Raw genomic sequence first — 25,026 nt, forward strand, 5'->3', positions numbered from 1 at the left:
AACTCATCTCCTTAGACAGAAATAGGCGCTGCTATGCGCGGGTAAGGGTCATATCCTTCTATAGCCAAATCTTTGGTTTCATAATCAAAAATTGAATTCTTGTCCGTTTTAATAACAAGCTTTGGCAATGTCTTGGGTTTGCGAGAAAGTTGCTCCTTCACTTGATTCAAGTGGTTTTTATATAAATGAGCATCACCCAGCGTATGAACAAAATCCCCAGCTTCTAGACCACATTCTTTAGCGATTAAATGGGTAAGAAGTGCATACGAAGCAATGTTGAAAGGAACACCTAGAAAAACATCTGCACTTCGTTGATATAGCTGGCAAGAGAGTTTACCTTCCGCTACGTAAAATTGAAAGAATGAATGGCATGGAGGCAGCGCCATGTCCTCTACTTCTGCAGGATTCCAAGCTGTTACAATATGCCGTCTGGAATCAGGATTCTTCTTAATAGATTCAATAACATTTTGTATTTGGTCTATCGTACCACCCATACCGTCAGGCCACGAGCGCCACTGTTTGCCATAAACGGGACCAAGATCGCCGAATTCCTTTGCAAATGCTTCATCTTCTAATATTCTCTGTTGAAAAATGGCCATCTGTTCTTCATATTGTTTTTTAAACGTCTCATCTGTTAATACACGATGCCCAAAGTCTGTCATATCTGGCCCCTCATATGCATCACTTTTAATCCATTTTTCAAAAGCCCATTCATCCCAAATATGATTGTTTTCTTCGATTAGTGTACGTACATTCGTATCACCTTTTAAAAACCATAACAACTCGGTTGCAATTAATCGGAAAGAGGTTTTCTTAGTTGTCATTAAGGGGAAACCCTCTTGCAAATCATATCTCATTTGATAGCCAAACACACTAATTGTGCCAGTCCCCGTACGGTCACCCTTTTCAATTCCATTTTCTAGAATATGGCGGCAAAGGTCTTGGTATTGTTTCATTAAGTATAGCCTCCAATTTATTTATCTATTTCATGATAACATTGACGAGAAATGACGTAAAATAAAACAAAAAGCCAGATAGTATTAACTTTCAATTCTTTAGTTAGCATTCTATGTACATACATGCATTTACTAAAAGATATCTATTATAAATAATATTAAAAGCCAGATGCATTTTTACTTTGCATCTGGCTTTTATTTAACAATTTAGCATTTTGTTATTTCTATTGACGCCAAATCTTTATAAGCATATCTGTTTTAAAGTACTTGTTTCCTTTTAAAAAAGAAGCCATTCACGAACTTATCTTTACTGACAAACTGTTATTGCAAAAGATAAGATGTTTTAAAGTAATTGGTAGAAATATAGATAACTTATACTTCTATTGAGTTCACAAAATATTTTCTTTAATATTCAGAATTTAACTTAACCATTTTGGTGGTGTGTCTTTAGACCAATAAATCTCACCTAGATTGTTATGAGAAGTAAATTTGTCTTTATAAGTGTGATAATGAAAATTGTAGTAATAGCCATCTACTGGTCTGCGTTCCGTGCGTACATGGAAACGAATCATATCTTGTCCTGATGATGCTTGATAAATATGGAAAATCTTTTCAGAATAGTCACCACTTGGTTTTTCGGTCATCGCCAAGTCACGCATCTCGTTGACATTCAGATGATCCACTGTCATATGAATAGCTTCTTCAATCTTGGGAAATATAATATGATCAAATTCATTGCTTATCTTAGGACCAATACGATTCCCAAATTTTAAATATGATTGTTCTTTTGCTTGATCTATTAGCTGACCAGACATTGTGAATTGGTCTACTTCTGGCTGAGCATGTTGTATGTATTCTTTTGAAACATCTTTTGTATAAGGCGTTTTATGACTTTCGCCGTGTTCTAATAAGTTTTCCCAAATGGAGTGATTAGATGTGATAACACCTAAAGTCAGAACGGCGACTGTTGATACAAGGAGTTTTTGAAGTTTATTTCTCATACTTTTCACCTGCCGTTGAACAAATATTGTCTTTTCACTTACTAGTATATACGAAAATCAGAAGTAAAGGTTTCATCTTTTTCTAAATCATTGTACAATATAGTAGAAATAAAGTGACACTGCAATCTAGGACAATCAGATTGGTAGTAGAACCATTCGGGCATTTACGGGCTTCATTTTTAATTATTCACTGCCCTTAATGCAAAATAAAGCGTTCGTTTTTGTACAAAAGGAGGGCAAATTTTATGTCAATCGCAATGGGTATCGGGTTTTTATTGCTATTATTCTATTTAATGTCTCTTTGTATTACAGACTAATGCGATTATAAAACAAACGCACTCAGTAAGGGATGTAAACCCTTACTGAGTGCTAGTTTTGGTCATTAGTTTAGAGTACCCTAATTTTTAAAACAAACTACAAACCTGAAATTCAGGAGAAAACAGTGGATAGTATCCACTGTTTTTTTGTATAACAAAAGCCTGCGAATAATCGCAGGCCTATAGTTCAATCACACCATAATGAAATTTTGAATTATAGCGAATGTCTCGTTTGAAATGAAATTGATCAAACAACGGAGAACGGAAATGAGCTTTTAACACAACTCGCTTTTTTGCTACCCTTTTTGCCTCTTCCACCCATTCATCTGTTAATGAATTTTGCAGTCCTGCAACACGCAACGGTGAAAAGTTTTTTGACTCCTCTATTGTCTCTTCAAACATAGGGTCCATATAAACGACATCGAATGCATTATCCTGTTGCTGTTTAAGATAGTCAATCGCTAAACTACTAACAACTTGTATGTGATCCATACAAGAAAGTAGCGGCAATTGCGCTCTGTCATACGACCGCATGCCTTCACGTACAATAAACGCTACATTCGGATTGCCTTCACAGCCAATGACTAATCCTATATCACCTACTGCATAAGCGGCCACAATACTATCCGAGCCAAGCCCTAACGTACAATCTAAAAAGGTATCTCCTTTTTGCAGTTTGGCTACATCCAAGAAAGGCTCATGCTCACCCCTCGCTATCCGTTTCAAGCGAAAGGCAGCTGAGCTAGGATGAAAGAAAAAGGGTTCCTCAGATTCAAATGGAAGATACTCATATGAGAGTTTACCCGCAACAATTAAATTTGCATGATGTTCTTCCGCTATTTTTTGAAGAGACTTCTTCTTTCTTTCGATGAATGGTAGTTTAAGTACTTTACAGGCTTTTTCCGCTAATTCAAATGAATGCTGGTTGGGCCTTCCCACTGTTGTTACTATAGTTTTTATTCCGCACATATTTGATCTAGCACGCCTACTAAATGATCGCGCACTTGTTCCATTGCATGATCTTCAATTTGTTCACGCGGAATAAAGTAAGCCAACTGTCCATCTTTCCAAATAGCAATAGAAGGAGAGCTTGGTGGCACTTCCTCAAAGAAGCCCCTCATTTGCATTGTCGCTTCAGCATCTTGACCAGCAAACACTGTCGTTAAGTGGTCCGGCTTATACTCAGCTTGCTGTATAGCTTCAATAACTGCTGGACGTGCAAGACCGGCCGCACATCCGCATACAGAGTTAATAACAATCAATGAGGTACCTTTCGATTCTTGCATATGTTCAGCCACTTCATCCGGGGTTCTTAATTCCGTAAAACCGGCGTTCACTAATTCATCTCGCATTGGTTGTACAATGCCTTGCATATATTCTTCGTATGGGTTCATAATTTCGTCCCCTTTCATATTCCTTCATAATCCCTTGAATTATAAGGTTTGTGCTCTTCTATTTTATCTCGAATTACATATTTTTTCACGGATTTTCATTTTTTACGTGATTTTTTGGTGATTTTCTCGTGACTTTTTGGTGATTTTCATTTTTGTATTTCTAATGATATTCAATAATGCTTTTAAAACAAACTTTCTCTTATTATAAAACGCGGCTATTCACATGTTTAATGACATGGAAGGCCGCGTTGTTGCATTTCAGAATATAATAGTAGCTCATTTAATTTCTTACTTTTATAGGAAACATCGGTAACTCCTCGATTTGCCCCACCTCAAGCATTAATTCATCATCAATTATTAACATTTCACTGCCGCCAAGTTCGTCAACCTTCACTGGATCGATCTCTCTTACATCCGTATTCGTTCTTAGTTTAAAACTTTGCCCATCGCTCATTATTATTTCCACTAAATATTTTTGCATAATATATCCCCCTTTATATACAAAATTCAGCATATATAGGGAAATACCTTCCACTATTAATGACATAAATGTATCTTTAGAAATTTCGTAATTCTTTTTTCCTTAGCTATTTTTATCAATTCAAATTATCAAATCTTTTACTGGTAATACTTAACTATATTGAATAGTACGTTATAACCTTTTTATGTAATAACAGTTAAATATATTAAAAGGTGAGGTATTATTACAGTATATTACAATTATAGAAAGAAGGATAATTTTTCTTGAAAAAAATATCAAAAATTATATATTATTTATTGTTATGCGCTTGTATGACAATCCCTACAAATTTTGTTAGCGCTAATAAGGCAAATGTTTTGATAAGTGATCCTGGCCATGGGGGCGGTGGCGGAAACTTAGTACCAGCTTTTATTATTCAAGAGATTTTTCTTTGTAATCGTTTTCCTAGTCTTTGTGCAGTAAAATCTGGAACGTCATCATACAATGGAACTGTCATTAGATGATTTACAATCTCTTTTAAACTGTTAATTGGCCAGTTTTCTTTAGGCTCAACCTTTAATTTAATTAAGACGCACTCTCCTACTGTCCAAGAAATGTGATCCAGCTCTTTTTTGTTTAACGCTTTTAGACATTGGTCAATATACCAATTCATATCTCCTTTTTCACGAGCAAATTGTTCCAATCCTCCTGAAATATGAAATAATGAGCTTCCTTCTTCTATATACTTACCTAATTCTTCTTTAGTATAAATCCGGCTAAAATCCAAATCATCATCGTCATTTTCGTCATCATCATCTTCCAAAGGTTCTGGTTCTTTTAACTGTTTTAAGAACCCTTCAAAGGCATCTGATATTTGTTTCCCTTTTCTCTTTCCTGACTCTATACAATAAACAGGCGGATTATCACCGTCATAATTTCGATAGTCTAAAGCTACCCATGTATGACCATCACCGCCTAATAAAATAAGTCCTTCAGGTAGTTCCCATTCTTCAAGCAAATAATTATTTTCACCAATTCCATCATCTAAAGCAATTCCTTTTAGACTCTGTATTAAAAGCTCACCCTCAGGGACTTTTTTTGAATGAAGTTCATTATATGCTAGAGTTCCACCATTTTTTTCTTTCATCAACTCAACGTATGTAGATGGCAGTTTCACACCTAATGTTGATTCTACTTCTTTCAAAATAGCATCATTAAAAAGTTCTAATTCCTCGATGTCTATTTCCTCATCTTTATCCCAAATATAATCAAACATGCTAGCCCTTCATTTACTATAAAATAATACTCTTCTTTAAAATATTACCATAAAATTTCGTAATATTCTTTTATAATATGTGCATTTACCTGTTTATAGCTAAAATGCATAATATGAACTACAGAATGTTGGATTAGCTTCTTATTAGCTTTTAAACTATTGTTTTTGCACTTTATCTAAATTTAGATATATATTTTTGGTTTTTTTGACCTTTGACCTTAGATAAATATTTAAATAAATAAAAAGACTGCCAAAAAGGCAGTCTAAATATGTTAATATTTAAAAGTAACCATTACATCATTCATAGCAGTCTTTTTTATAGCTCCGCCAATCGAAATGTTTCCGCTCTTTATATCAACGGTTCCAGTTATACCTAATGTAACATGAGTATAATGACCATAACCATTTGATTTAATATCATTTTTATTTGCTTTTTCAACTTGCACCGAAATATATCCATGTTGATCATACGGTGAGACATCCGCACCAATTACCTTTACATCAAATGTCTTTGCTACTCCATAATAATTTAGTTTAGTGGCACTCGCTTTAACATTATGAACTCCCTGGCCATCACTATACTTATGTTTAGAAACTAAAGTTCCCTTAACTTTAACTGCATTAGCTCCATGAGATATAGCTACAACATCTTTCAAACCAATAGCCGGAGCTTTTAACCATCTATAAGAATTTTTCAATAAAATTTTACCACCTGATAATTTTGAAGAAGAAAGTGACATCTTTAATAAACCTGTTGTTTTTGTTTCTTTGACTTTGGCTGCTAAGAGAGAAATTTGGTTATTTTGGATATCTAGTAAATTTTCTGCTACTTCTTCCGAGATTTCTGTTGATTCTATAATCTCTCCTTCAAGATTTGTAACCACTTTATAATAATTTTCATCTTTATCTGTTAGCTCACCATTTAGGTTTCCAAAATTATCATATTCTTCTTTAGACATGGAATAAATCTCATCGTTATCAAATCCTAAATCTTGAAGTTCTTGAATTTGGTTAGTATTCAATTCAATTGGTTCAATAATAGGATTCTCCTCATTAATTTCTTCGGATTCTTTAGCACTCACATCAAGAGATACTAAATTAAATGATAACGTTGATAACAATAAAATACCTATTAGTTTTTTCATGCTGTCTCCTCATTTCGTTATTTTTTATTTTTGAATAAATTAATTAAATAGAATAACTGCGTAATTATTACTGATAGTAAAACAGAAATGACCATTGTTGAGGCCATAAGAGTTTCTTGTAAAATATCACCGCCACCTGTAAAGACAGCATTGAAAACAGTTAATAAAATAATACTTAGAACTACTACTAAAACAAATACTCCGATGTATCCTTTCAAAAAAACCACCCTTTCATAAATAAAATAAAATCACTATTATTCTTATGTTTATTTGTAAATAACTTACCATAATAGTAAACCGTTAACTATTATACCATTAAAATTTTTCCTTATAAGGAATATCGTAAATACGAATCTAAAGACCTATGTATAAGTAGGAGACTTTTAGATTCATTTTTACACTTGAATAAGTATACGCACACTTGGTATATACGTTAAATAAACCCAGTGAATCCTTTTATTATTCTTTTGATAGAGTACTATCAAACTTATCTAGCTTAGTAATTTTATAGGGCTTAATTCTCTTTTGAACTCTTTATTTCTATAAACTCTGATTCCTGTCTGGATAAGAATTCTAGAGAATTTTTGCTATTAACTTTAGTGCAATTGGGTTATAAGGATGTATAAATGGAAAATGCAGTGATTGAGATTAGTTTAAAAAGGAGGGAACATAAAATGAATCAAAAGGAATGGGAAGATGTTAGAAGAGCTATTGAAGATGAGAATCAAGAAGTAAGCTTAGATTACAATGGTGAAGAATGGTGGATTAGTAGACTTTATAGTGAAGAGTTAAGTTTTTTACTCACGCGTTCTAAAGATTCCTACACCCAAAGATTTAAAACTGCTCAAGAATTATTTAATAACGGTATAGTGGATGGTAAACCATTTATTGAAAGGGTAAAAGATTTCGATTAGGAAGAAATAAAATTAGACCAGGTGTTAATAGCCCTGGTCTTTTAACGTATCTATAACTGTATGGACAGTATGATATTACTTAACTGTATACGCCTTTACATACTTACGATTAGCCGTGCAATAGCCACCGCATACTATAAAACGTGGTGTACCATTTTTAGTACGAGCAATGTCGATGATATCAAGTTTAGTGCCCTTATTATGGCGTTTCAGTTCTTTCTTAAACTCTTTATCTTCATAGATACCAAAGTCTGTTAGAGAAACTAACCTGTCATATTTCTTGGGGTAATAACCTTGGTTTACTGGCTTTGAAACTGCCTTCACATCTTCTTTTCCCAAAAACCAATCTAAAGTTTTTGTTCCATTTAAACGGTTTAAATCAACATTGCCAGCAATGCCCGCAATCTTACCTTTATCTGTGTATTGTTGTAGATCACATGGATAATTAGGTTTAATCACTGAAACACCATAATTTGCATAGCGAGGAATCCACACGAAATCAGCTTTTGAATAGTCCAAATTAAATTCACTGTATAGATGATGTGCTACATAAACACCCACCTTTTTAGCTCCAAGGCGACGTAACTCTGCTATGAAGGCATTGGTTCCTGCTTTCATATCGCTCATTGTTTTATCTTCAACATCAGCAACAAAGAATAATGGTTTACGCCCATTAGCTGTTGCACGGCTATAAAAATCTCTTGCTTCAACCTTGGTATCTCCTACAGAAATAAAGCGTGTAAATGCATATACACCATACGGAACTTTATATTGCTCACATCCTGCAGCATCCGTTTGATAGACCTTATCTTTTGTTGTAGAGCCATCTTGTACTCGTAAGATAGCCAAGTCTATCTCTGTTGCAAAAGTTTTATAGTTCACTTCTGGTTGCCATTTAGAAATGTCTACGATTTTACCCATAATTACTTACCCTCCTTACTTAAACCTTCTCGATAATTTGTGATTTCAAACAAACCTGTGTTTGCTAGACCAGCAATCCCACCTGCCCAAAGTCGTAATGTGACCTCAAGTTCTGTAAACGGAAATGAAACTATTCCAATAAAAATACCCATCACGAATGCGATGAGCGGGATGTAATTCTTTTTAGTTGGTAAGGATCTTTTAACTAATTCTCTAAAGCTATCACAGTTGGCGCAATAATGGTCGCTAAAACTAATACTGCTAACATGGTTGTTCCTCCAATACCTTTTTTCTTCTTTCAGTTCTACTCTTTTTGCTAAATGCAAAAAGTCACTTTTAAGACCGGTATAAGACTGGCTTAATCCTTCAATCGCTTTTACACTTTCTCTTGAGATTCAGTAAGACTTTTTAAGTTGGCCATAAGTTTTTTTCTCGTTTGCGTGACTCTTCTTTCAGTTCTAGGTATCGGCGTTCTGATTCACTTTCTGCTCTTTTTGAGTTTCTTCTAACTTTTTTTCTCTCTCTTTGTTTTCGCTTTTTAAGTACAACAATGCAGCTACACACAATAGAATGCTGCATATAGTCCAAATAAATTGGCTCCCGGCGATTTGTTCAATTGTTGTCACGTCCACTGCAACACCCCATTTTCCCTAAAATAAAAAGCACACCTTTTAGGTGTGCTTAGTTACCCATCATAACTCCATATATTTGCTGATTAAAGAATAGTAGATTTTTTGCGATTTCTCATAATTAAAATGATAGAACAAAGTAGACTCCCCAAAATACTAAGTGTCACGTTGATTATTGCCTCTAACTTAACAATTCCGGCTGTTTCGTTATCAGGGTTTTTTAATATATTTTGCCCCAAATCGTCTTGGAGTGAAAATCCACTAGCATCTAATCCCCAGAATAAGTAGCCTAACGCTACTCCAAGCAAACTACTAAAAAGAATAAGAAAAGAATTGGATATAAAATAAGTTTTCTCTTTTTTTACGGCCACTTTGTAATTCAATCTCAGTAGTAGGATGGGGGTAAATAGTTCAAAGAAAATTTTGACTAAATAAATAATAGGCCACGTAGTTTGTGTTAAGAAAAATAATAAAACACGTATTATTATTACTGGTATTATATTAATCGATAATAGTTTAAGCATTTTTTTCCTCGAAGTTGTTAATTTAAAAACCTTTTTTACTTTAACATAATTCTTCAACAAAATACCTTTTTATAAAAAAATCTATATTTAAGCAAAAAGATAACTTCGCCAGCTCAACTCAATATAAAGTACATTGCATACAAATTAAAAATTATTGTCTTATTTGGACCCCATAAATCAAGGTGTTTTAAAAACAATATTTACATAGATAACCGAGTCTCAAAAGAAGAGCTATGGCAACAATTCGCCCATTAATTATGCCACGTACTTTGGCATACTGGAAATCATTTGGCTTATATCCCCCATTTCGAGAATATCAGGAATGGACAATAGTTTTGCTTATCATTTTTGCATTCCCACTTTTATGCTAGATAGTTTAAAGCTTGCTGATTCATTACAAGCTGCTGTCCTTCAAGTGCAAGATACGTTCAATGTTTTGCATGACTTTGCACTTAAACGATTAAATGATTATCTCACAAACCATCACAATTATTCATTTGTAGACTCATTAACCGACCGTCGCAAATATATAAATATCATTGCGAGGAAAAACAAAAAAAGAGGCGGATTTTCATTTTAAATGTTAGTTTTCGGTTACTTTTTGGTTAGTTTTATTAAAAGTTGATTTTCTACATTTAAAAGATACCGTCTTAAATATACCTTTTATCTGATGTAACGCTGTGCGGTTCTTTTTATATTCTTGCAAGCAAGTTAACTGCCCATTCTTCCATTACTAGCCCCCCTTATTAAAGCAATAAAAAAGGAACACCAAATAAACGCAGTAAGTGCGTAAATTCGATGCTCCCGGTTGTTCGATAAGCCATTTATTAAACTAAGTATATTTAGCATGTTTGTGTTTTTTTGTATATAAAAACCCAATACTTTTTCTTTCTCATATTTGCATTTCTTATATATTTACAAAAGCTTTTATTTGTTTGAAACAGAATAAGTTATCACATAATGAAAAAATAAGATGTGTGAGAGAAAGTAATGGTCTTATTGTATTCAAAAGCAAAAGACTAAGAGGAGGAAGTTATGCTCCAACTAGAATCGATGATTGAAAAATTAAAAGCCACTTTTTATAATTCAGTTGATTTTGTAGCTAGAGAAATCTCGTTCCCCAAAGATCAATATGCCATTCTTTGCTACTATAGTTCAATGGCCAATGTAAAAGATGTACAAGATATAGTGAATACGTTGAAAGTGCAAACAACATTTAATGAAAAAGACTGGGATGCGACAACCGCCACTTATAAAGAAAGTTATAACCTCGAAAAGTTAGTAGAATATGTCTGTCAAGGATACGCGGTGCTACTTTTATTGAGATCTCAAGAAATGGTATGTTTCACAATGCCAAATTTACCTCATAGATCTCCAGATGAGCCAATAAACGAAGCTATCCTACGAGGTGCTCATGAAGGTTTTGTTGAAGATCAGGACACAAATTTGGCGCTCATTAGAAAAAGAATGCGTGTGCCTGATTTAATCGTAAAAAAAGTGACTGTTGGAATAGATAACAAAGCAGATATTTATTATATGTATTTAGCCCGTTTTGCTAACCAAGACAATCTCTCTGCTTTAGAAAGAAAGTTAGAAGGAATAAAAGAACAAGCGGATGGATTATATACATCTGGCCAGTTGAATGATTTCATTGAGGATTCTCCCTATTCCCCTTTCCCTCAAATTATGAATACAGAAAGACCAGACCGAGTATTTGCTAATCTCTCTGAAGGAAAAATTGTTATAATGACCGATTATTCGCCTACTGCTTATATTGCACCTGTCACATTATTTTCTTTTTACCAATCGCCTGATGATTTTAATAGCCGTGTTATTGTAGGGTCCTTTTATCGAATGGTTCGAATCGCTAGCTTCCTTACAGCTGTTTATCTACCTGCCTTGTATATTGCTATAGTCAGTTATCATTATGAAATTCTCCCTATCGAATTAAGCAAGAAACTCAAAATAAATATAAGTGAAATTCCTTTTAAGCCAATAGTTGAAGCATTAATTGTTGAAATGATCATTGAGTTAATTCGAGAGGCTAGTATTCGGTTACCAAAATCTTTGGTTCAAACCATAGGTATTGTCGGTGGATTAGTGGTTGGAGATGTCATAATCAACGCTGGTTTAGTTTCCAACATGGTAGTAATAGTTGTAGCATTGACTGCAATATCTAGCTATGTCGTACCATCGGTAGAGTTAAATACCTCTGTGCGAGTGTTGCGTTTCCCATTTATGTTCGCAGCTGCGCTCTTTGGTTTCTTCGGCATAATGGCTGGCTTCCTAATTCTTACGATACATTTATGTAATTTAAGCTCTTTAAAATCACCATATTTTTCGCCAATTGTGCCTTTTGAGCCTAAGAAAATTCCACAAATTGTATACCGCAAGAAGCATTCAAGATCAACTTCACAACCAAGCAGTTTTGATCCGAAAGGAAAGAAAACATGAATTTTACCATTACAAAAGTTCAGCTGTTTCTCATGCTCTTTTTTAGAACAACAGGTATTATATTTATTGCATATCCAGAAATAATTATTAATGCTGGCGGTCGTGATAGTTGGATAATGTTCTTAATCTCTGCAGTAATTATTTTTATTCAGTTATGCTTATATGAAAAATTCTACAAATACTTTGAACCTGGGAAACTAACACGGTGGATTTTTATTTTAATTTGGATATTTTTACTGATCTTCTCTTTCATTTATATGCAATATACCTTGAATATATGGGTAGAACAGAAAACACCTAATTCGATTACATTAGTAATAATGTTGTTTATTTCTTATTATATCAGCGTCAGTAGACCCTCAACTGTTGTAAACATGCCCGTTTTTTTAATACCTTTTGTCTTTATATTTGTATTTTTTTTATTTTATACTTTACCACAGTTATCTTTTTCTCAAATATTTCCTATTGGAACAAGTACTGGTCACCAATGGATAAAGGGGACCCTTTTTGGCTTATCTTCATTTACAGGTTTAGAGAGTTATTTAATATTACGAAAATTTGTATTGACCGAAGATAAGGTGCGTTTTAAAGATATCTTAATTTACCAACTTACTATTACACTATTTGTCGCTTTTATAATTCTTATTGTAGAAATGTACTTCGCCAAAGCATCCTTGCCATATATTACTGAGCCAGTATTATACATTTTAAAATCAATTGAAGTTACTTTTGTCAAAAGGCTAGATGTTTTCTTTCTATATATGTGGCTCGCCTGGAGCATTATTTCATGCAGCTTAATTATTTTAAATATACGAATAATATATTTTCAAAAAGCGCGGAAGCATCCAAAATTGGCGATGGCTTTAGTGCATATTATTCTTTTTTTCGGAAGCATAGGCTTTATAAATATCCGTGTTGTAGAATTTCTTAGAGATCATTTCCAGTATTTATATATTCCGGTCACTGTATTATTACCATTATTTATTATCTGGAACAATAAAAGAAGAGGTAAATATGTAAAATAGTTCTTTTTCGTTGTTAGTTTCTTATTGTTTAGCAGTTGTTTATGGTTAATATTCGAAGAACGTTACTCAATTATAGCCTGTGGTATTCAATAATAAATTAATGATTATATCTGCGTTTAGTTGAGGAGTGTGTTGTTAAGATAGGCGGTGATGACGGTTATTATCCGTCCATCAACTTTTATTCAACTTAATATCAAAATATCCGAATTCGAATTGGGATTCATTTTGTAAAAAACATCAGAGCAAAGGCGTAATATGGTCAAAAAATTCAACCTGACATGGTTGTAGAAATTGATTTACATGATAATGCTGTAAATGTTGCTGCTGGAGGCTGAATTATCCAAGTGGATGCATCGCCAAGTGGATATGGCAAGCAGGAGATTAGTTGGCATAATGGTGAGCCGAGGCATTCAGAAATTAAGTATACGCAGAAATTCTAATAAATTAAAAGGGAGTGTAGTCAAAGACGCCAGTAACTCCCTTTTTATATTTATCTAATACTTATACGACGTACGATTTACACGTTTAAAGTAGCCAGGTACGAAACCCTTCAGAATGTGGTTTGAAATTAAATAAAAGAAGCTAAAGAAGAAAAATTGAATGTCAATAGAAAACTAGGCGCTATGGAGATACATAACCTGAAGGAAAAAGTACAACTTGGATAATCTCGGTTAAAGCTATGAAAAAATAGTATGGACCCGAATCAAAATAAAATAAAAAAAGCGGCTAGTCTCCTGTTTTTTTAGTACATGAGAGGCCGTCTATTTATTTATGATAATATCTTGATATTTATTTTATTTACTTAAATTAAGGAAAACCTGTTGTTTTAAATACTTATACTGTTTTTCATTGGTATCTTTATAGGCTTCTTCTCTATTTGAAGGAGTATCCATATACAGGATATCTTCTTTAAATTGAGAATCAGTAAAATCATATCGCTTTCTATTAATAATGTTATAAAAATGCCAGCCACCAGGCAATTTAGTTTTATTTATTTCTCCGCCTAATAAGTCATTTACAACTAATGCCGTTACGCCGCATTGTCCCATTGCGGCATTTTCTTTACTCCATTTTGAACTAGATTCTAAAGACCAGGATTTAAACAAAACCTCCAATATTTCTTTAGTATTATATGTTTTATTCTCCATATAGAATTCCCACCCTTTTATTCTTTTACTAATTATAATTGAGGTTTCTCTCCCTTTGTATATGCTTTACATACTCACGATTTGCAGTTACGTAGCCACCGCAAGTAATAAATCTCGGTGTTGGCTAATTCATGCATAATCACCAAAAACTCTAGTTCAATTTATTTTTTCATCTTTACTATACCAATTTAAAATACAAATAAAATATACTTGCAAAAACTATTTACTGATTAAAGTTATTCAACATAAATAACTCCTAACACATTACCTATTAAGACCTAAAGTACAACACAAAAATAATTGCTAGAACTCTAAATTACTTGGTGATTTTATCAACATACTTGTGTCAATATATGTGAACTATTACAATAAAATTGATATTACAAAGAAGGGACTGGACTATGCGCAGATATCAATATCTTTTCCCCATAATAAAATAAAATCGGAGGTAAAAATATTGATTAAAGAATTATACACAGAAAGATTATTTTTAAGGAAAATGACAACTTCAGATTCAGAAAGCTTATTTAAAATTTGGTCAGATCCAGAAGTGACGAAGTTTATGAATATCAATAGTTTCAATAATATAAGCCAAGCGAAAGAAATGATTAATTTACTTGATAAGCTATCTCAAGAAAAGAGAGCTATTCGTTATTCAATAATTGAATTGGAATCAAATCAAATTATCGGTTCATGTGGTTATAATTCTATTGATTTTGAAAACGCAAAAGTAGAAATCGGTTACGATATTAGTAAAGCATATTGGGGCAAAGGGTACGCACCTGAAGCCATTTCTTCTTTAATAGAGTACGCATTTAATTCATTAAATATAAACAGGATAGAAGCAAAGATAGAACCAGAAAATATTAACTCTATAAAAGTCTTACGAAAATTGAACTTTACATTTGAAGGAACAATGAGAAAGTGTGAAAAATCAAATGGGAAATTTATTGATTTAAGCCTATATTCAAAATTAGTTACAGATTAACTTTTTCAAGCCTACATAGATTGAACTGTAGGCTTTTAACATGCACTCATAAGGCTTTTCGGAATACAAAGAGCCAGAACCTTTGGAAGACAATGATGAATATGAGGATGACGATGAAGACTTCAACCGGGCGGGTTATCACCATCATAATTACGATAATCTAAAGCTACCCAAGAGTGACCATCAACGCCTAATAGAATTAGTCCTTTCGGTAGTTCCCATTCTTTAAGTAAATAATTATTTTCACCAATTCCATCATCTATAGCAATTCCATTTAAAGTCTGTATTAAAAGCTGAAGTTCCACTGTTTTTATTTCTTATTAATTCTACATATGTAGATGGCAGCTTTACATCTAATGTTGATTCTATTTCCTTCGAAATAGCATCATTAAATGGTTCTAATTCTTTAATATCGAATGTTTATACAACATCTATTCGTACTAACCAATAGACTATACGCATTACTTTTCTTTAATCGAGTCAGCTCGCCCAAAAAACATCCGCTTGCTAAAGGGGAATCTTGCCATTAATGAACAGTAATAATGATGAGATACAAAACTAATACTACCTATAAAAAGGAGACTTAAAATGAATTTTGGGGATATTGGATTTATTTTAGCAATGGCGATGCTTGGAGGGCTTGCCTTGGCACTAATCGGTATAGTTGCTATTATTTATTGGTTATTTGCGAGGACTGAGAAGACGAAAAAACATAGTGAAACATCGAAATAATTTCAAACAAAAAGTCCAGCTAACATTTACTGTTCTCTGGTCTTTTTCGTCCATTTTTGTGTACCTTTGCACTCAATAGCATTTACAATCTTCCTACTAGTTAATCATACTAAATTCTTACACCATTCTTAAAATAACATGTCATTAATCTTGTCTTATTTTTCCCTAGACTGGTTGAAATAAGAATATAAATACGTTAGTATAAACTATTACTTTTCAATGGGAGATCAAGTATGAACGACTTTCTCGGATATTTACTACTAACGATCTTTATTGTTATGTCTCCAGGTGTAGACTTTGCATTAATCACAAAAAGAACAATCAGTACCGGAAAGAATGATGGACTAAAGATGGCTCTTGGTTTAACGAGTGGTTCAATAATCCATACCTTGGCTGCCGCTTTTGGACTTTCTATTATTTTAATGAAATCAGCAATTACATTCGAGATTATTAAATTTCTAGGGGCTTTTTATTTGATTTACCTAGGAGCAACATCGTTTATTAAAAAGAAAAAAGGAAATGCTTCCGAAAGTGTAACGAATGTGATTCCTCAAAAAAAATCTGCCTTTAAACAAGGTTTAATCTCTAATACATTAAACCCTAAGGTTGCTATTTTCTTTTTAACATTCTTACCTCAATTTGTATCACCAGGTCTCAATACAAGCCTCCAATTTATAATTATGGGCTGTGGTTACGCACTTTTATCAATCTTATGGTTTACTGCAATAGTTTTCTTATTAGGTTATATAAGGCAATGGCTCATGTCTACTAAAGTTCAGAGTACGATTGATAAAATAACAGGTATCGTTTTAATCGGATTCGGTGCAAAGTTGCTATTTACTCGTCCAAATCATTAGAAGCGCTTCAAGTTTAATAATTGTTGATTAAGGACAATGATATTTAACGGATGCTAATAAAAATACTAAGCGAAAGAAAAACTTCGCTCCTCCCCAAATATGGGAAGGAGCTTTAATTATGAAATAATACCTTTAAAGGTTATAAACCTATCCTGCTTTTCTTTCCTTTTCTTTCCTATCTCAGCTATTTGCTTCATATGATGTTGATCGTGCCAAATAAAATCTTTTAAGTAGTTTTTGATAACGAAATTATTTCCTTGAGCATCTTTATTCTGCCTTGTAAACTTTTCTGCCGGTTGTTCCTGAATAGAGTTTATAATACATTTACGATATTCTTTTGCTAGCTTGGCCAACTCTTGGTTGGTTTTTGTTTTAGCAAACTCACGTGCCTCTTGATTAAAGAGATCAAAATCTAGGTGTTCAACCGTTACTGGCTTTTCTTCAGCAATTGGTTTAATAGCTTCTTCATAAAAGTATTTATCCCAAAGTAAGATATGGCTAACTACATCACAGACTGCCCATTTACCTTCACCCAGGGGTTTATCCCAGATAGATTCATCAATTTGTTTCACAAAATCAAGCCAGCTACCAAACTCTTTCAATAGTATTTCTTTTTCACATTTGCTCATAATTTGCCCCTTTTAAAAGTATTTAAAAACCTTAACGATGATGCTTTTGTTAATCCCGTTAAAAGTACAATGGCAATCGTCAAACCTGTCAATGTTCCTGAGTATAATGTATTGCTAAACAACAATTGATAAAGTGATTGAATTCCATATTTAACAACTACTATTACAAATAAAAATTCGAGCAAAAGAAGTAATGTAAATTCCCTCCATGACCAAGTGTCATACTGTTTCCATGGTAAAAGTTTCAAAGTGTAAATTCCTCTCGATAATTATTAGTCCATCTCCTCTTCAGTTTCATTTATAAAGCTTTGTTATAGATTCGACAGAAAGAAATAATTACCTTTATCATCGTATTTATTTTTTCAACTGAGAATTTATATAGCAATGAATAGGTGAATCCTAGACCATACATAAACACAAAAAATAAAGAAAAAAGCAAAAAGAAAAAGAGCTAAATAAGCTCCTTTAAAAGATAATATTTTCTACTGAATATACTAAGTAAAAAATAGGTAGAAAACATGGACTGTTATGTATTAAAACTTTCAAGTACCTCATAGATTTCTCGTTTTAAATTATTCAAATCTACACTTAGTGCCTGAAATTCCATCTTAAGTTGTTCAATATGATTTTCCATTCGCCCCTCCTACAGTTCTATAAAAATAATGATTTAAAAAGTACCTAATGGGTATTTACCCAATCAAACAAAAAATAAACCCCACAATCTTCATTTTGTGGAATAATTTTTTATGACAATAGACTATTTTTACAATGATATAATTAAACAAAACTAATTTATCTCAAGGAGACATTAATATTGGAAGGAAAATGTATTAAATTCTATGATTTTGGTAGTCCTAAAAATGTATTAAAAGTTGAGTCTAAAAATATCGAACCACCCAAGGATCATGAAGTCCTTGTTCGAATGTTAGCCCGGCCTATCAATCCTTCTGACTTAATACCAATTAGAGGGTCATATTCTCACCGTATATCTTTACCTAATATTCCAGGCTATGAAGGAGTGGGCATTGTAGAAGAAGTAGGCTCTTTAGTTTCTACCAATCTCATTGGTAAACGTGTGCTACCTTTACGCGGGGAAGGTACATGGCAAGAGTTTGTAAAGACGTCATCGGAATTTGCCGTCCCTATACCTCATTTCATAGATGATTTTACTGCCTCACAAATGTACATTAATCCCATTACTGCATGGTTGGTTTGTACAGAGGCTTTAAAATTAAAACCACATGATGTTTTATTGGTTAATGCTTGTGGTTCAGCAATTGGTCATATTTTTGCTCAATTATCAAAGATTTTAGGTTTTCGGTTGATTGCAGTAACTCGAAACAATAAATATACAGATGAGTTACTTCGTCTCGGTGCCTCTAATGTAATAGATACTTCTAAGGTTCCCCTATATGGAACAGTTATGGAATTAACAAACGGACTGGGGGCTGATGCTGCTATAGATTCTATAGGAGGTTCATCGGGAAACGACCTAGCTTTTAGTGTACGTCCTAATGGAGATTTCATTACCATTGGTCTTTTATCAGGTGAACAGGTAAACTGGGCAGATATTCTAAAAAAAGCAAAAGTGAATGCAAATTTATTTCATTTGAGAAATTGGAATAAAGATGTATCAGTAGATAAGTGGCAAGATACTTTTAAACTTTTAATATCATTATTAGCTGAAAATAAATTGCGTTTGATGGAGGTAGATTCTACATTTGACTTATTAGATGTACAAAAGGCTATTGATATTGTTGAGACTACTAAAATATCTAGAGGAAAAGTATTCTTAACGAGCTAAGGATATAGTATGAGAAAAAAAGGGGGGTTTTTAATGGGGATGGGAACTGGAGTAGCTGTGTTCAACTTATTTATTTTTATCCTACCAATCATTTTTTACTTAATTCCAGTTGCATTTATTATTTGGTTTTTAGTTAAATTACTTAAAGTTCAACAAGAAAAGAATGATTTACTGCGTGTTATTATTAACAAGATTGATAAGAAAAATGATTAGACAGGTAAACCTGTCTTTTTTATTTTGCTCTCAACTTTCTCCCCTGTAGTGACAACTCTCTTAATATCGTGACTTACTATAGTGAAGGTGGAAATATGTCGTAAACTAGGAACAAAGAGAGCAACTTTAGGCTACTCTCTTTTAATAATAATTCACTGTCTATGCTCTTCTGTTTAGAAGACTGATGTTTATTTAGCATCTGTTGAAGATAATCTTCTGATTTACCTACCGGGATGCTTAGAGTTTTCCAATTTTCACTTTTTATTTGTTTACCAATATAAACAATCTGTCCCACATGATAAGAATAATGAGCCATTTGTCTCTCAATTGCTTCTAACACAGTGTGTTTTTCTCCGCGAATGGTTATATTTATTAATAAATCTGGGCTCTCTAATTCTTTTAATGTATTTAGTAGGGTATCCCATCCTTTTTCCCAAATTAAGATCATTTCTTGTTTAGATGGCATATCTTCTTTAAATTCTTGATCACGATTTCTGTTAGGTTTTTCACCATCTGACGTTAAAAAATCGGACCATCTAGATATCATATTTCCACTCACATGTTTAACTATTATGGCAATACTATTGGAAGCTTCGTTTACTTTCCAATGAAGGTCTTCTTCTGATAATTGACTTATCGTTTTATCTGCTAAATCTTTTACTCTTTTAAATCTCTCTTTTATAACTTTCAGATATTCATTTCCAATATCCATTCAATCCCTCCTAGCTTTGACCTCCAATGTGGTAAATCGCTAAAAATGAGCTAACCTAAACTTTTCCTACAAAAATAAATACTTAAACAGAAGTAGAGTGATTACCTATTTCTTCTTTTCTTTTAAAATCCTGGTTCAGCAACGAATACATATAAACATCATCGAATTTCCCGCAAGTAAACTCGTAGCCCCTCAGAAGTCCTTCTCTTATAAACCCCTTTCTTTCCAATACTTTTTGAGAAGGTAAATTAAGTGGTTCAATTAATGCTTCTATTCTATGTAAATTTAACTCTTTAAATCCATAACTAATAACTGCCTCTATGGCCTCACTGGCTATTCCTTTTCCCCAGTGTTCTTTACTTAATTCATATCCGATTTCAGCACGGTAATGCTGTGTAGCCCTATTTAGAAAACCGCAACTACCGATTACCTTATCCTGCCCTTTTAACGAAATTACCCATCTCATTCCTGTTCCCTTTTCAAATATTAACTTATACCACGCAATTTCATCTAATGCATCCTCAACAGAATGAAATGGCTCTAGCCCCATATACTTCATTACTTCCTTATCAGATAAATATATTAGCAGATCATCCGCATCATCCTTGCTAACCTCTCTTAAGATCAATCTATCCGTTTCTATTAATGGAAAATTATTTGTTCTCATCAAATTTGGTCTCCTTTATTATTTTAGTTAAAGAGCCATGTGCAAAAACCATGACTCTTTGATATTTAGTTATTACAAATCATTAATATATTGCCATCTAAATCGCTAAAGTTAAAATAAGCGAAATCACCAATACGCTCAATTTCTTTTGTAATGGTAATCTGTTTGCCCACAATAAAATCGTACGCTTCATCAATATCCTCTACGAAAAAATTAAATAATACATGATCTGAGGGATTTAATTTAAATCCAGGGTCAAAACTATGATCATCCAGTGTAAGTCCAGTCTCTGAAGGAAGAGGAATATTGAATACAGGTGATTCAATACGATCTTCAATAAATGGAATACCAAGTAAGTTACAGTACCATTCTGAAGATTTTTTCAGGTCACTAACATGAATGAAAACATTGTTTATTTTACAGGCAATTGGAGATGCATTTGTATTTATATTCATAACAAAGACCACCTTTTTTAAAATTACTAATAACTTCTATAGAAAACGTTTAAATCCCTTTTTATTTGGTGTTCCTTTAAATAGTGGATAATAAAGGCTTTTATACAAGTTATCTGTATCAATCATATTATCTCTCTTCTAGTATAGGCTTTGACTTTGGACAAATATTTAATTCAAGTGTGTAAGTAGACTCCGAAAAGCTCCCTTTTAGCTCGCCTAAGTTCGAGGCAGATTAATTCTCTAGTATAATCCCCTGCCTAGATGGAAATATTGTAAACAAATATATTTATACAGTGAGGTGCACAATGGAACATTTTCCAACGATACATACAAACTTTTGGGATGCAGTGATTGCAGTCCCTGTTGTTATGATTATTACACAGATTTTAAAAAGATTTTTTCATATAAAGCCTTTCTGGGTTCCAACAGTTGCTCTCGTGCTAGGATTATTTATTTCAGTATTTATTAGTCATAGAGGCGATTTACTTGCTGGCCTATTTATGGGATGGTTTTATGGTTATTCTGCCATCGGAAGTTACGCATCATTAAAAACTTCTTATATAACTTACAAACAGAAAAAAGCAAAGAAAAAAAGAAGACGTAAACTCGTCTCAAAAAGCTAACTATTCTTTCGCCTAATTAAGTTTCGTCTCATTACTTTAGAGAGATTTGGTTCTTAGAGTTTTATCCATCCTCTATATTTATTGTATATAACCTATTATTAGATTATACTGAAATAACTAAATATTAGGAGGTCGACTGGATGCAAACAGAAACCTTAAAAAATTCAATTGAATTGGTTGAATACAAAAATACATATGAGAAGCAGTTATCAGCTTACCATTTATCAACAGAACAATTGGAATTCACAAGTATGCCATTAGATAAGATTCAAAACCCCCAAGTTTCTAATAGTACTAAACATTTATTAATTATGGAGAACCATTTACCTGTTGGTTATTTTGCTTTAGAAGATGGGGCTAAGCTTTTGAAGTACAGCAACAATTCTAATGCCCGTTTACTCACTGCTTTTTCAATTGATTCGAGAAATCAAGGAAAGGGTTTAGCAAAAATGGGGCTCAAGCTATTGCCTAAATTTGTGAAAGAAAATTTACCAGAAATTAATGAAATAGTGCTTGGTGTTAATAAGAAAAACATTCCTGCTTACAACCTTTACTTGAAGACAGGGTTTGAAGATAAGAATGAATTTTATGAAGGCCCTAAAGGTCCGCAGCATATATTGCATTTAACAGTTTAATACCCTACCAAATTAATTTGCCCCTTGATAGAGTTTGAATCTCTGCCATAGGGGCTGCTAGTACTACTTCTTTTTATTGAATTGTTTAAATAGTACACTTGACAGCATTGCTAGTGTTACAAACTTTTTAGTGTTTTTCCCATCCATAATCCCTTCTTTTTTAGCCCAGGACCGACCAGCTTTATGAATACCGCTCACTTCTCTATCTTTTTCCCAACGCCTTTTCTAGTTCTTCCGTTCTCTTTTTTAATTCCTCATACTATGTGATAGTCAACTCTCCTTCCATAATGTTTTCTGTATTTTTATTTTTAGGTTCATCCTTCTTGGATTCTTCACCTATATATCAAGCTAGCTTCTTTTTGCCAGCTAAATGATTTAAATCCACTTTTCCACTTGCTTAATGCAAAATAAAAAAGGGCTGCTCCAGGCCCCCCTTTGAATTTAATTTTGCGGTTTTGCAGTCAACTGATACCCAATAATTTGCCTATGTGTAGAGTAAAAGGAATCTGTTTTCTAATTTAAAACTAAGTTCAATCGAAAGTTGTATATCATATAAAATGAATTATCTTTATATTAAAAGTACAATTTCATAAATGAAAGCGGGTAAAATCCTATGATTAAAGGACTGTATGAAGCGCATTTACCAGTTAGAAATCTGCAAAGATCAGTTGAATTCTATCTAAAATTGGATCTAGAGATTGCCTATCAATCAGAAAAAGTAGTGTTTTTTTGGATTGATAAAGGAAAAAGCTGGTTAGGTTTATGGGAAACAGAAAAAGTGAGAACTCCTTATCATCCATCGCTAAGACATGTTGCATTTCGAATTGACAGACCAAATATGAATGATATTAAAAATTGGTTAGAAGAAAGAGGCATAGCTATAAAATCAGCTTTTGGGTTTTCTGATGAGGAGCAACCACTAGTGTTAAATAATAATCCACAAGCTCATGCAGCTATATATTTTGAAGACCCAGATGGAAATAGCCTGGAATGTATATCACCTCTTAGATTAAACTTCGAGGAGGCATTTGAACAAATGTCATTAAAAACATGGGAACAAATTAAAGAAAAAGGTTTAAATTGATTTGTGAATAATTAAGTGAAAAACGGATTATAATTGAACTAGACGGTCTGCCAACTGCCTAATTACCTCCATTTACTTACACGTTTGAAAACCTTCAAGCGTGTTTTTTTCTTTTTATTTTTTCAATGAGATTTTATATAAATTAACAATTTTCCCATTTACCATTATCTCTTTTTCTTTTTTCATGCCATTTTTAAGGGCTACTTTCTCTGAAGCAATATTCTCTTTTTGAATAAGAGCAATTATTTCAGGAAGTTTCAAAACTTGTAAACCAAAGGTTATCAAGCTTTGAGCAATTTCCGATGCATATCCCTTTCCCCAATAATTTTCTTCAATCCAATAACCTACTTCTACAAATTCCTTTCCCTCAACAATTTGTGGAACGAGTCCCGCGTGGCCTATATTTTTACTAGAAGTTTTGTCTTTAATGATCTTAAGACCATAATTTTCATTTATGTTATACTGATCAACAATCCAATTGAAAAAAATTTGTGTTTGTTCCCTACTACGTACTTTCCCATTCCCAATATATTTCACCATATTGGGATTACTAAGCAATTTCTCTAAATATCCCATCTCATCTTCTGTGTACTTAACGAGAATTGTCCTTTTGCTTTCTAACATTATTAAACCTCCTAACATTTTATTTTCTAGCTATTTAATTTTTCAGATGTTCTGCGGACTAGCTCATAAAAATAATCAAATGCATCATTTTCATTGTTTAATTCGTTAATTATATAGTGACCTCCACGTTATAAAGTTTTGAATATTTTCCGCCTCCCATTATCAGGTACACAGCCCATTACTAAATGGTATATCCGTTACTTCAGTAAAACTATTATGTAAGAGCCAAGTTTAATATTTTCTTTATTATTACGCTCAATAAATTCTTCCTTAGTCAATTTATTCCCCTCCAAAAACCTCAATTATAAGGGGTACAATTTGTTTATTTTCATTTTTGTCACTTTTAACTTATGGAGTTAAACTATATCTCGTAACGTTACTGAATTACAAAGGAGCGCCAAAAAACAACGACTTGTTCATTGGCGCAAGACTGATTATTTACTATTAAATATTCAGTTTTGATTAACAGTATTTTCAACTTCAAGTTTAAACCATCGTTTTGTAGAATAAATAACTGTAATTACAATTCCAATCAATCCTATAAAAGTAAAAGCAATTATACTCGTAAAGCCACCTGCAAATACAATAATTAGTGAAATAACATATAATAATAAAGCTGTGTTATTTATTTTAATATTTACTTTGCTGCCACTCTCTACTTGTTTTTCTTCACTCCCGAAAAACCATTGATTTGCTTTAACTTTTACTTTCCCTTCAGCTGAAGATATTGAATACTCTTCATTGTTTTTCAACTTTTTAACTACTTGACTGTTTACTTTTAAAGATACAGATGTTGCTCCACCCATTATGCCAGTATTTCTCTTTATTTTTATATTCAA

32 protein-coding genes and 1 pseudogene are annotated in these 25,026 nt (G+C 32.8%); 12 read left to right on the top strand and 21 right to left on the bottom strand.

Going from position 1 to position 25,026, the window contains the following annotated elements; genetic code table 11:
* Positions 1 to 11 precede the first annotated feature (11 nt).
* The 8 genes from M2M59_RS09425 to M2M59_RS09460 form a co-directional block, all read right to left on the bottom strand.
* The gene (locus tag M2M59_RS09425; RefSeq protein WP_249774429.1) at positions 12 to 956 is read right to left on the bottom strand and encodes a thymidylate synthase; all 945 of its coding nucleotides are present in this window, start codon (positions 954 to 956) and stop codon (positions 12 to 14) included.
* Between the two features lie 419 nt (positions 957 to 1,375).
* Positions 1,376 to 1,957 (bottom strand): YpjP family protein, encoded by a 582-nt coding sequence (locus tag M2M59_RS09430; RefSeq protein ID WP_249774430.1) that lies wholly within the window; start codon positions 1,955 to 1,957, stop codon positions 1,376 to 1,378.
* A 497-nt stretch (positions 1,958 to 2,454) separates the two neighbouring features.
* On the bottom strand, positions 2,455 to 3,243 hold the full coding sequence (locus tag M2M59_RS09435) for a class I SAM-dependent methyltransferase (RefSeq protein WP_249774431.1): 789 nt from the start codon (positions 3,241 to 3,243) through the stop codon (positions 2,455 to 2,457).
* Positions 3,231 to 3,668 (bottom strand): BrxA/BrxB family bacilliredoxin, encoded by a 438-nt coding sequence (locus tag M2M59_RS09440; protein ID WP_147196843.1) that lies wholly within the window; start codon positions 3,666 to 3,668, stop codon positions 3,231 to 3,233. The genes M2M59_RS09435 and M2M59_RS09440 overlap by 13 nt, the downstream gene beginning before the upstream one ends.
* A gap of 280 nt (positions 3,669 to 3,948) precedes the next feature.
* The gene (locus M2M59_RS09445) at positions 3,949 to 4,149 is read right to left on the bottom strand and encodes a hypothetical protein (RefSeq protein WP_249774432.1); all 201 of its coding nucleotides are present in this window, start codon (positions 4,147 to 4,149) and stop codon (positions 3,949 to 3,951) included.
* Positions 4,150 to 4,564: 415 nt separating this feature from the next.
* Positions 4,565 to 5,404 (bottom strand): SMI1/KNR4 family protein, encoded by an 840-nt coding sequence (locus M2M59_RS09450; protein WP_249774433.1) that lies wholly within the window; start codon positions 5,402 to 5,404, stop codon positions 4,565 to 4,567.
* A gap of 272 nt (positions 5,405 to 5,676) precedes the next feature.
* Positions 5,677 to 6,549 carry a hypothetical protein gene (locus M2M59_RS09455; protein WP_249774434.1) on the bottom strand — a complete coding sequence of 291 codons (873 nt, stop codon included), beginning with the start codon at positions 6,547 to 6,549 and terminating at the stop codon, positions 5,677 to 5,679.
* A 17-nt stretch (positions 6,550 to 6,566) separates the two neighbouring features.
* Complete coding sequence (locus M2M59_RS09460; protein ID WP_249774435.1) at positions 6,567 to 6,767, bottom strand: hypothetical protein; 201 nt, start codon at positions 6,765 to 6,767, stop codon at positions 6,567 to 6,569.
* A 456-nt stretch (positions 6,768 to 7,223) separates the two neighbouring features.
* On the opposite strand from M2M59_RS09460, the gene M2M59_RS09465 reads away from it, so the two are divergent.
* Entirely contained in the window at positions 7,224 to 7,463 is a 240-nt protein-coding gene (locus M2M59_RS09465) for a hypothetical protein (protein WP_249774436.1), read from the top strand.
* 75 nt (positions 7,464 to 7,538) lie between these two features.
* Here M2M59_RS09465 and M2M59_RS09470 read toward each other — a convergent pair whose 3' ends face one another.
* The 4 genes from M2M59_RS09470 to M2M59_RS09485 all read right to left on the bottom strand — a co-directional run bounded on the left by M2M59_RS09470 (position 7,539) and on the right by M2M59_RS09485 (position 9,537).
* Positions 7,539 to 8,384: a GH25 family lysozyme gene (locus tag M2M59_RS09470; RefSeq protein WP_249774437.1), complete on the bottom strand. Its 846-nt coding sequence runs from the start codon at positions 8,382 to 8,384 to the stop codon at positions 7,539 to 7,541.
* A 2-nt stretch (positions 8,385 to 8,386) separates the two neighbouring features.
* A complete protein-coding gene (locus tag M2M59_RS09475) occupies positions 8,387 to 8,710 on the bottom strand; it encodes a holin (RefSeq protein WP_249774438.1) in 324 nt (107 codons plus the stop codon).
* A 132-nt stretch (positions 8,711 to 8,842) separates the two neighbouring features.
* Complete coding sequence (locus M2M59_RS09480) at positions 8,843 to 9,016, bottom strand: hypothetical protein (protein ID WP_184117461.1); 174 nt, start codon at positions 9,014 to 9,016, stop codon at positions 8,843 to 8,845.
* An 83-nt stretch (positions 9,017 to 9,099) separates the two neighbouring features.
* On the bottom strand, positions 9,100 to 9,537 hold the full coding sequence (locus tag M2M59_RS09485; RefSeq protein WP_249774439.1) for a hypothetical protein: 438 nt from the start codon (positions 9,535 to 9,537) through the stop codon (positions 9,100 to 9,102).
* 322 nt (positions 9,538 to 9,859) lie between these two features.
* Here M2M59_RS09485 and M2M59_RS09490 point away from each other — a divergent pair, with 322 nt between their 5' ends.
* The 3 genes from M2M59_RS09490 to M2M59_RS09500 all read left to right on the top strand — a co-directional run bounded on the left by M2M59_RS09490 (position 9,860) and on the right by M2M59_RS09500 (position 13,016).
* Positions 9,860 to 10,117, top strand: coding sequence for a hypothetical protein (locus M2M59_RS09490; RefSeq protein ID WP_249774440.1), 258 nt, complete (start codon positions 9,860 to 9,862; stop codon positions 10,115 to 10,117).
* 455 nt (positions 10,118 to 10,572) lie between these two features.
* Positions 10,573 to 11,991, top strand: coding sequence for a spore germination protein (locus M2M59_RS09495; protein WP_249774441.1), 1,419 nt, complete (start codon positions 10,573 to 10,575; stop codon positions 11,989 to 11,991).
* Positions 11,988 to 13,016, top strand: a complete 1,029-nt coding sequence (locus M2M59_RS09500) for a GerAB/ArcD/ProY family transporter (RefSeq protein ID WP_249774442.1) — start codon at positions 11,988 to 11,990, stop codon at positions 13,014 to 13,016. The genes M2M59_RS09495 and M2M59_RS09500 overlap by 4 nt, the downstream gene beginning before the upstream one ends.
* Before the next feature lie 794 nt (positions 13,017 to 13,810).
* On the opposite strand, the gene M2M59_RS09505 is transcribed toward M2M59_RS09500, so the two are convergent.
* Entirely contained in the window at positions 13,811 to 14,164 is a 354-nt protein-coding gene (locus tag M2M59_RS09505) for a YunG family protein (RefSeq protein WP_249774443.1), read from the bottom strand.
* Between the two features lie 457 nt (positions 14,165 to 14,621).
* On the opposite strand from M2M59_RS09505, the gene M2M59_RS09510 reads away from it, so the two are divergent.
* A complete protein-coding gene (locus M2M59_RS09510; protein WP_249774444.1) occupies positions 14,622 to 15,152 on the top strand; it encodes a GNAT family N-acetyltransferase in 531 nt (176 codons plus the stop codon).
* Positions 15,153 to 15,274: 122 nt separating this feature from the next.
* On the opposite strand, the gene M2M59_RS09515 is transcribed toward M2M59_RS09510, so the two are convergent.
* On the bottom strand, positions 15,275 to 15,457 hold the full coding sequence (locus M2M59_RS09515; RefSeq protein WP_147196826.1) for a hypothetical protein: 183 nt from the start codon (positions 15,455 to 15,457) through the stop codon (positions 15,275 to 15,277).
* Positions 15,458 to 15,740: 283 nt separating this feature from the next.
* Between M2M59_RS09515 and M2M59_RS09520 the strand changes: the two genes are divergently transcribed.
* Together M2M59_RS09520 and M2M59_RS09525 are read left to right on the top strand one after the other, a co-directional pair.
* A complete protein-coding gene (locus M2M59_RS09520; protein WP_249774445.1) occupies positions 15,741 to 15,884 on the top strand; it encodes a hypothetical protein in 144 nt (47 codons plus the stop codon).
* 233 nt (positions 15,885 to 16,117) lie between these two features.
* Positions 16,118 to 16,741 carry a LysE family translocator gene (locus M2M59_RS09525; protein ID WP_147196822.1) on the top strand — a complete coding sequence of 208 codons (624 nt, stop codon included), beginning with the start codon at positions 16,118 to 16,120 and terminating at the stop codon, positions 16,739 to 16,741.
* Between the two features lie 116 nt (positions 16,742 to 16,857).
* Here M2M59_RS09525 and M2M59_RS09530 read toward each other — a convergent pair whose 3' ends face one another.
* Both M2M59_RS09530 and M2M59_RS09535 read right to left on the bottom strand, forming a co-directional pair.
* A complete protein-coding gene (locus M2M59_RS09530) occupies positions 16,858 to 17,370 on the bottom strand; it encodes a DinB family protein (protein WP_147196820.1) in 513 nt (170 codons plus the stop codon).
* The gene (locus M2M59_RS09535; RefSeq protein WP_147196818.1) at positions 17,367 to 17,618 is read right to left on the bottom strand and encodes a hypothetical protein; all 252 of its coding nucleotides are present in this window, start codon (positions 17,616 to 17,618) and stop codon (positions 17,367 to 17,369) included. Before M2M59_RS09535 ends, M2M59_RS09530 begins: the two co-directional genes overlap by 4 nt.
* A 566-nt stretch (positions 17,619 to 18,184) precedes the next feature.
* On the opposite strand from M2M59_RS09535, the gene M2M59_RS09540 reads away from it, so the two are divergent.
* A complete protein-coding gene (locus M2M59_RS09540; protein WP_249774446.1) occupies positions 18,185 to 19,174 on the top strand; it encodes a zinc-dependent alcohol dehydrogenase family protein in 990 nt (329 codons plus the stop codon).
* Between the two features lie 33 nt (positions 19,175 to 19,207).
* Positions 19,208 to 19,387, top strand: coding sequence for a hypothetical protein (locus M2M59_RS09545; RefSeq protein ID WP_147196815.1), 180 nt, complete (start codon positions 19,208 to 19,210; stop codon positions 19,385 to 19,387).
* Between the two features lie 181 nt (positions 19,388 to 19,568).
* On the opposite strand, the pseudogene M2M59_RS09550 reads toward M2M59_RS09545, so the two are convergent.
* The 3 genes and pseudogenes from M2M59_RS09550 to M2M59_RS09560 all read right to left on the bottom strand — a co-directional run.
* A pseudogene (locus M2M59_RS09550) lies at positions 19,569 to 20,099 on the bottom strand (DinB family protein); the annotation flags it as partial.
* A gap of 82 nt (positions 20,100 to 20,181) precedes the next feature.
* Positions 20,182 to 20,766, bottom strand: coding sequence for a GNAT family N-acetyltransferase (locus tag M2M59_RS09555; protein WP_249774447.1), 585 nt, complete (start codon positions 20,764 to 20,766; stop codon positions 20,182 to 20,184).
* Between the two features lie 65 nt (positions 20,767 to 20,831).
* Complete coding sequence (locus M2M59_RS09560) at positions 20,832 to 21,221, bottom strand: VOC family protein (RefSeq protein ID WP_249774448.1); 390 nt, start codon at positions 21,219 to 21,221, stop codon at positions 20,832 to 20,834.
* Between the two features lie 305 nt (positions 21,222 to 21,526).
* Here M2M59_RS09560 and M2M59_RS09565 point away from each other — a divergent pair, with 305 nt between their 5' ends.
* The 3 genes from M2M59_RS09565 to M2M59_RS09575 all read left to right on the top strand — a co-directional run bounded on the left by M2M59_RS09565 (position 21,527) and on the right by M2M59_RS09575 (position 23,563).
* Entirely contained in the window at positions 21,527 to 21,844 is a 318-nt protein-coding gene (locus M2M59_RS09565; protein WP_249774449.1) for a hypothetical protein, read from the top strand.
* A 140-nt stretch (positions 21,845 to 21,984) separates the two neighbouring features.
* Positions 21,985 to 22,479 carry a GNAT family N-acetyltransferase gene (locus M2M59_RS09570; RefSeq protein ID WP_249774450.1) on the top strand — a complete coding sequence of 165 codons (495 nt, stop codon included), beginning with the start codon at positions 21,985 to 21,987 and terminating at the stop codon, positions 22,477 to 22,479.
* A gap of 613 nt (positions 22,480 to 23,092) precedes the next feature.
* A complete protein-coding gene (locus M2M59_RS09575; RefSeq protein ID WP_249774451.1) occupies positions 23,093 to 23,563 on the top strand; it encodes a VOC family protein in 471 nt (156 codons plus the stop codon).
* 114 nt (positions 23,564 to 23,677) lie between these two features.
* On the opposite strand, the gene M2M59_RS09580 is transcribed toward M2M59_RS09575, so the two are convergent.
* Together M2M59_RS09580 and M2M59_RS09585 are read right to left on the bottom strand one after the other, a co-directional pair.
* Positions 23,678 to 24,187, bottom strand: a complete 510-nt coding sequence (locus tag M2M59_RS09580) for a GNAT family N-acetyltransferase (RefSeq protein ID WP_249774452.1) — start codon at positions 24,185 to 24,187, stop codon at positions 23,678 to 23,680.
* A 452-nt stretch (positions 24,188 to 24,639) separates the two neighbouring features.
* On the bottom strand, positions 24,640 to 25,026 hold the full coding sequence (locus tag M2M59_RS09585) for a hypothetical protein (RefSeq protein WP_249774453.1): 387 nt from the start codon (positions 25,024 to 25,026) through the stop codon (positions 24,640 to 24,642).

Origin of the sequence: Rummeliibacillus sp. G93 (assembly GCF_023515935.1) — a bacterium.
GTDB lineage: Bacteria > Bacillota > Bacilli > Bacillales_A > Planococcaceae > Rummeliibacillus > Rummeliibacillus stabekisii.

Coding starts and splice junctions, on each gene's coding strand:
- M2M59_RS09580 (WP_249774452.1), bottom strand. CDS start 24,187: ATGTTAGAAAGCAAAAGGACAATTCTCGTTAAGTACACAGAAGATGAG.
- M2M59_RS09555 (WP_249774447.1), bottom strand. CDS start 20,766: ATGAGAACAAATAATTTTCCATTAATAGAAACGGATAGATTGATCTTA.
- M2M59_RS09565 (WP_249774449.1), top strand. CDS start 21,527: ATGGAACATTTTCCAACGATACATACAAACTTTTGGGATGCAGTGATT.
- M2M59_RS09440 (WP_147196843.1), bottom strand. CDS start 3,668: ATGAACCCATACGAAGAATATATGCAAGGCATTGTACAACCAATGCGA.
- M2M59_RS09470 (WP_249774437.1), bottom strand. CDS start 8,384: ATGGGTAAAATCGTAGACATTTCTAAATGGCAACCAGAAGTGAACTAT.
- M2M59_RS09430 (WP_249774430.1), bottom strand. CDS start 1,957: ATGAGAAATAAACTTCAAAAACTCCTTGTATCAACAGTCGCCGTTCTG.
- M2M59_RS09450 (WP_249774433.1), bottom strand. CDS start 5,404: ATGTTTGATTATATTTGGGATAAAGATGAGGAAATAGACATCGAGGAA.
- M2M59_RS09575 (WP_249774451.1), top strand. CDS start 23,093: ATGATTAAAGGACTGTATGAAGCGCATTTACCAGTTAGAAATCTGCAA.
- M2M59_RS09525 (WP_147196822.1), top strand. CDS start 16,118: ATGAACGACTTTCTCGGATATTTACTACTAACGATCTTTATTGTTATG.
- M2M59_RS09505 (WP_249774443.1), bottom strand. CDS start 14,164: ATGGAGAATAAAACATATAATACTAAAGAAATATTGGAGGTTTTGTTT.
- M2M59_RS09545 (WP_147196815.1), top strand. CDS start 19,208: ATGGGGATGGGAACTGGAGTAGCTGTGTTCAACTTATTTATTTTTATC.
- M2M59_RS09500 (WP_249774442.1), top strand. CDS start 11,988: ATGAATTTTACCATTACAAAAGTTCAGCTGTTTCTCATGCTCTTTTTT.
- M2M59_RS09485 (WP_249774439.1), bottom strand. CDS start 9,537: ATGCTTAAACTATTATCGATTAATATAATACCAGTAATAATAATACGT.
- M2M59_RS09490 (WP_249774440.1), top strand. CDS start 9,860: ATGGACAATAGTTTTGCTTATCATTTTTGCATTCCCACTTTTATGCTA.
- M2M59_RS09495 (WP_249774441.1), top strand. CDS start 10,573: ATGCTCCAACTAGAATCGATGATTGAAAAATTAAAAGCCACTTTTTAT.
- M2M59_RS09520 (WP_249774445.1), top strand. CDS start 15,741: ATGAATTTTGGGGATATTGGATTTATTTTAGCAATGGCGATGCTTGGA.
- M2M59_RS09560 (WP_249774448.1), bottom strand. CDS start 21,221: ATGAATATAAATACAAATGCATCTCCAATTGCCTGTAAAATAAACAAT.
- M2M59_RS09435 (WP_249774431.1), bottom strand. CDS start 3,243: ATGTGCGGAATAAAAACTATAGTAACAACAGTGGGAAGGCCCAACCAG.
- M2M59_RS09465 (WP_249774436.1), top strand. CDS start 7,224: ATGAATCAAAAGGAATGGGAAGATGTTAGAAGAGCTATTGAAGATGAG.
- M2M59_RS09570 (WP_249774450.1), top strand. CDS start 21,985: ATGCAAACAGAAACCTTAAAAAATTCAATTGAATTGGTTGAATACAAA.
- M2M59_RS09445 (WP_249774432.1), bottom strand. CDS start 4,149: ATGCAAAAATATTTAGTGGAAATAATAATGAGCGATGGGCAAAGTTTT.
- M2M59_RS09425 (WP_249774429.1), bottom strand. CDS start 956: ATGAAACAATACCAAGACCTTTGCCGCCATATTCTAGAAAATGGAATT.
- M2M59_RS09455 (WP_249774434.1), bottom strand. CDS start 6,549: ATGAAAAAACTAATAGGTATTTTATTGTTATCAACGTTATCATTTAAT.
- M2M59_RS09530 (WP_147196820.1), bottom strand. CDS start 17,370: ATGAGCAAATGTGAAAAAGAAATACTATTGAAAGAGTTTGGTAGCTGG.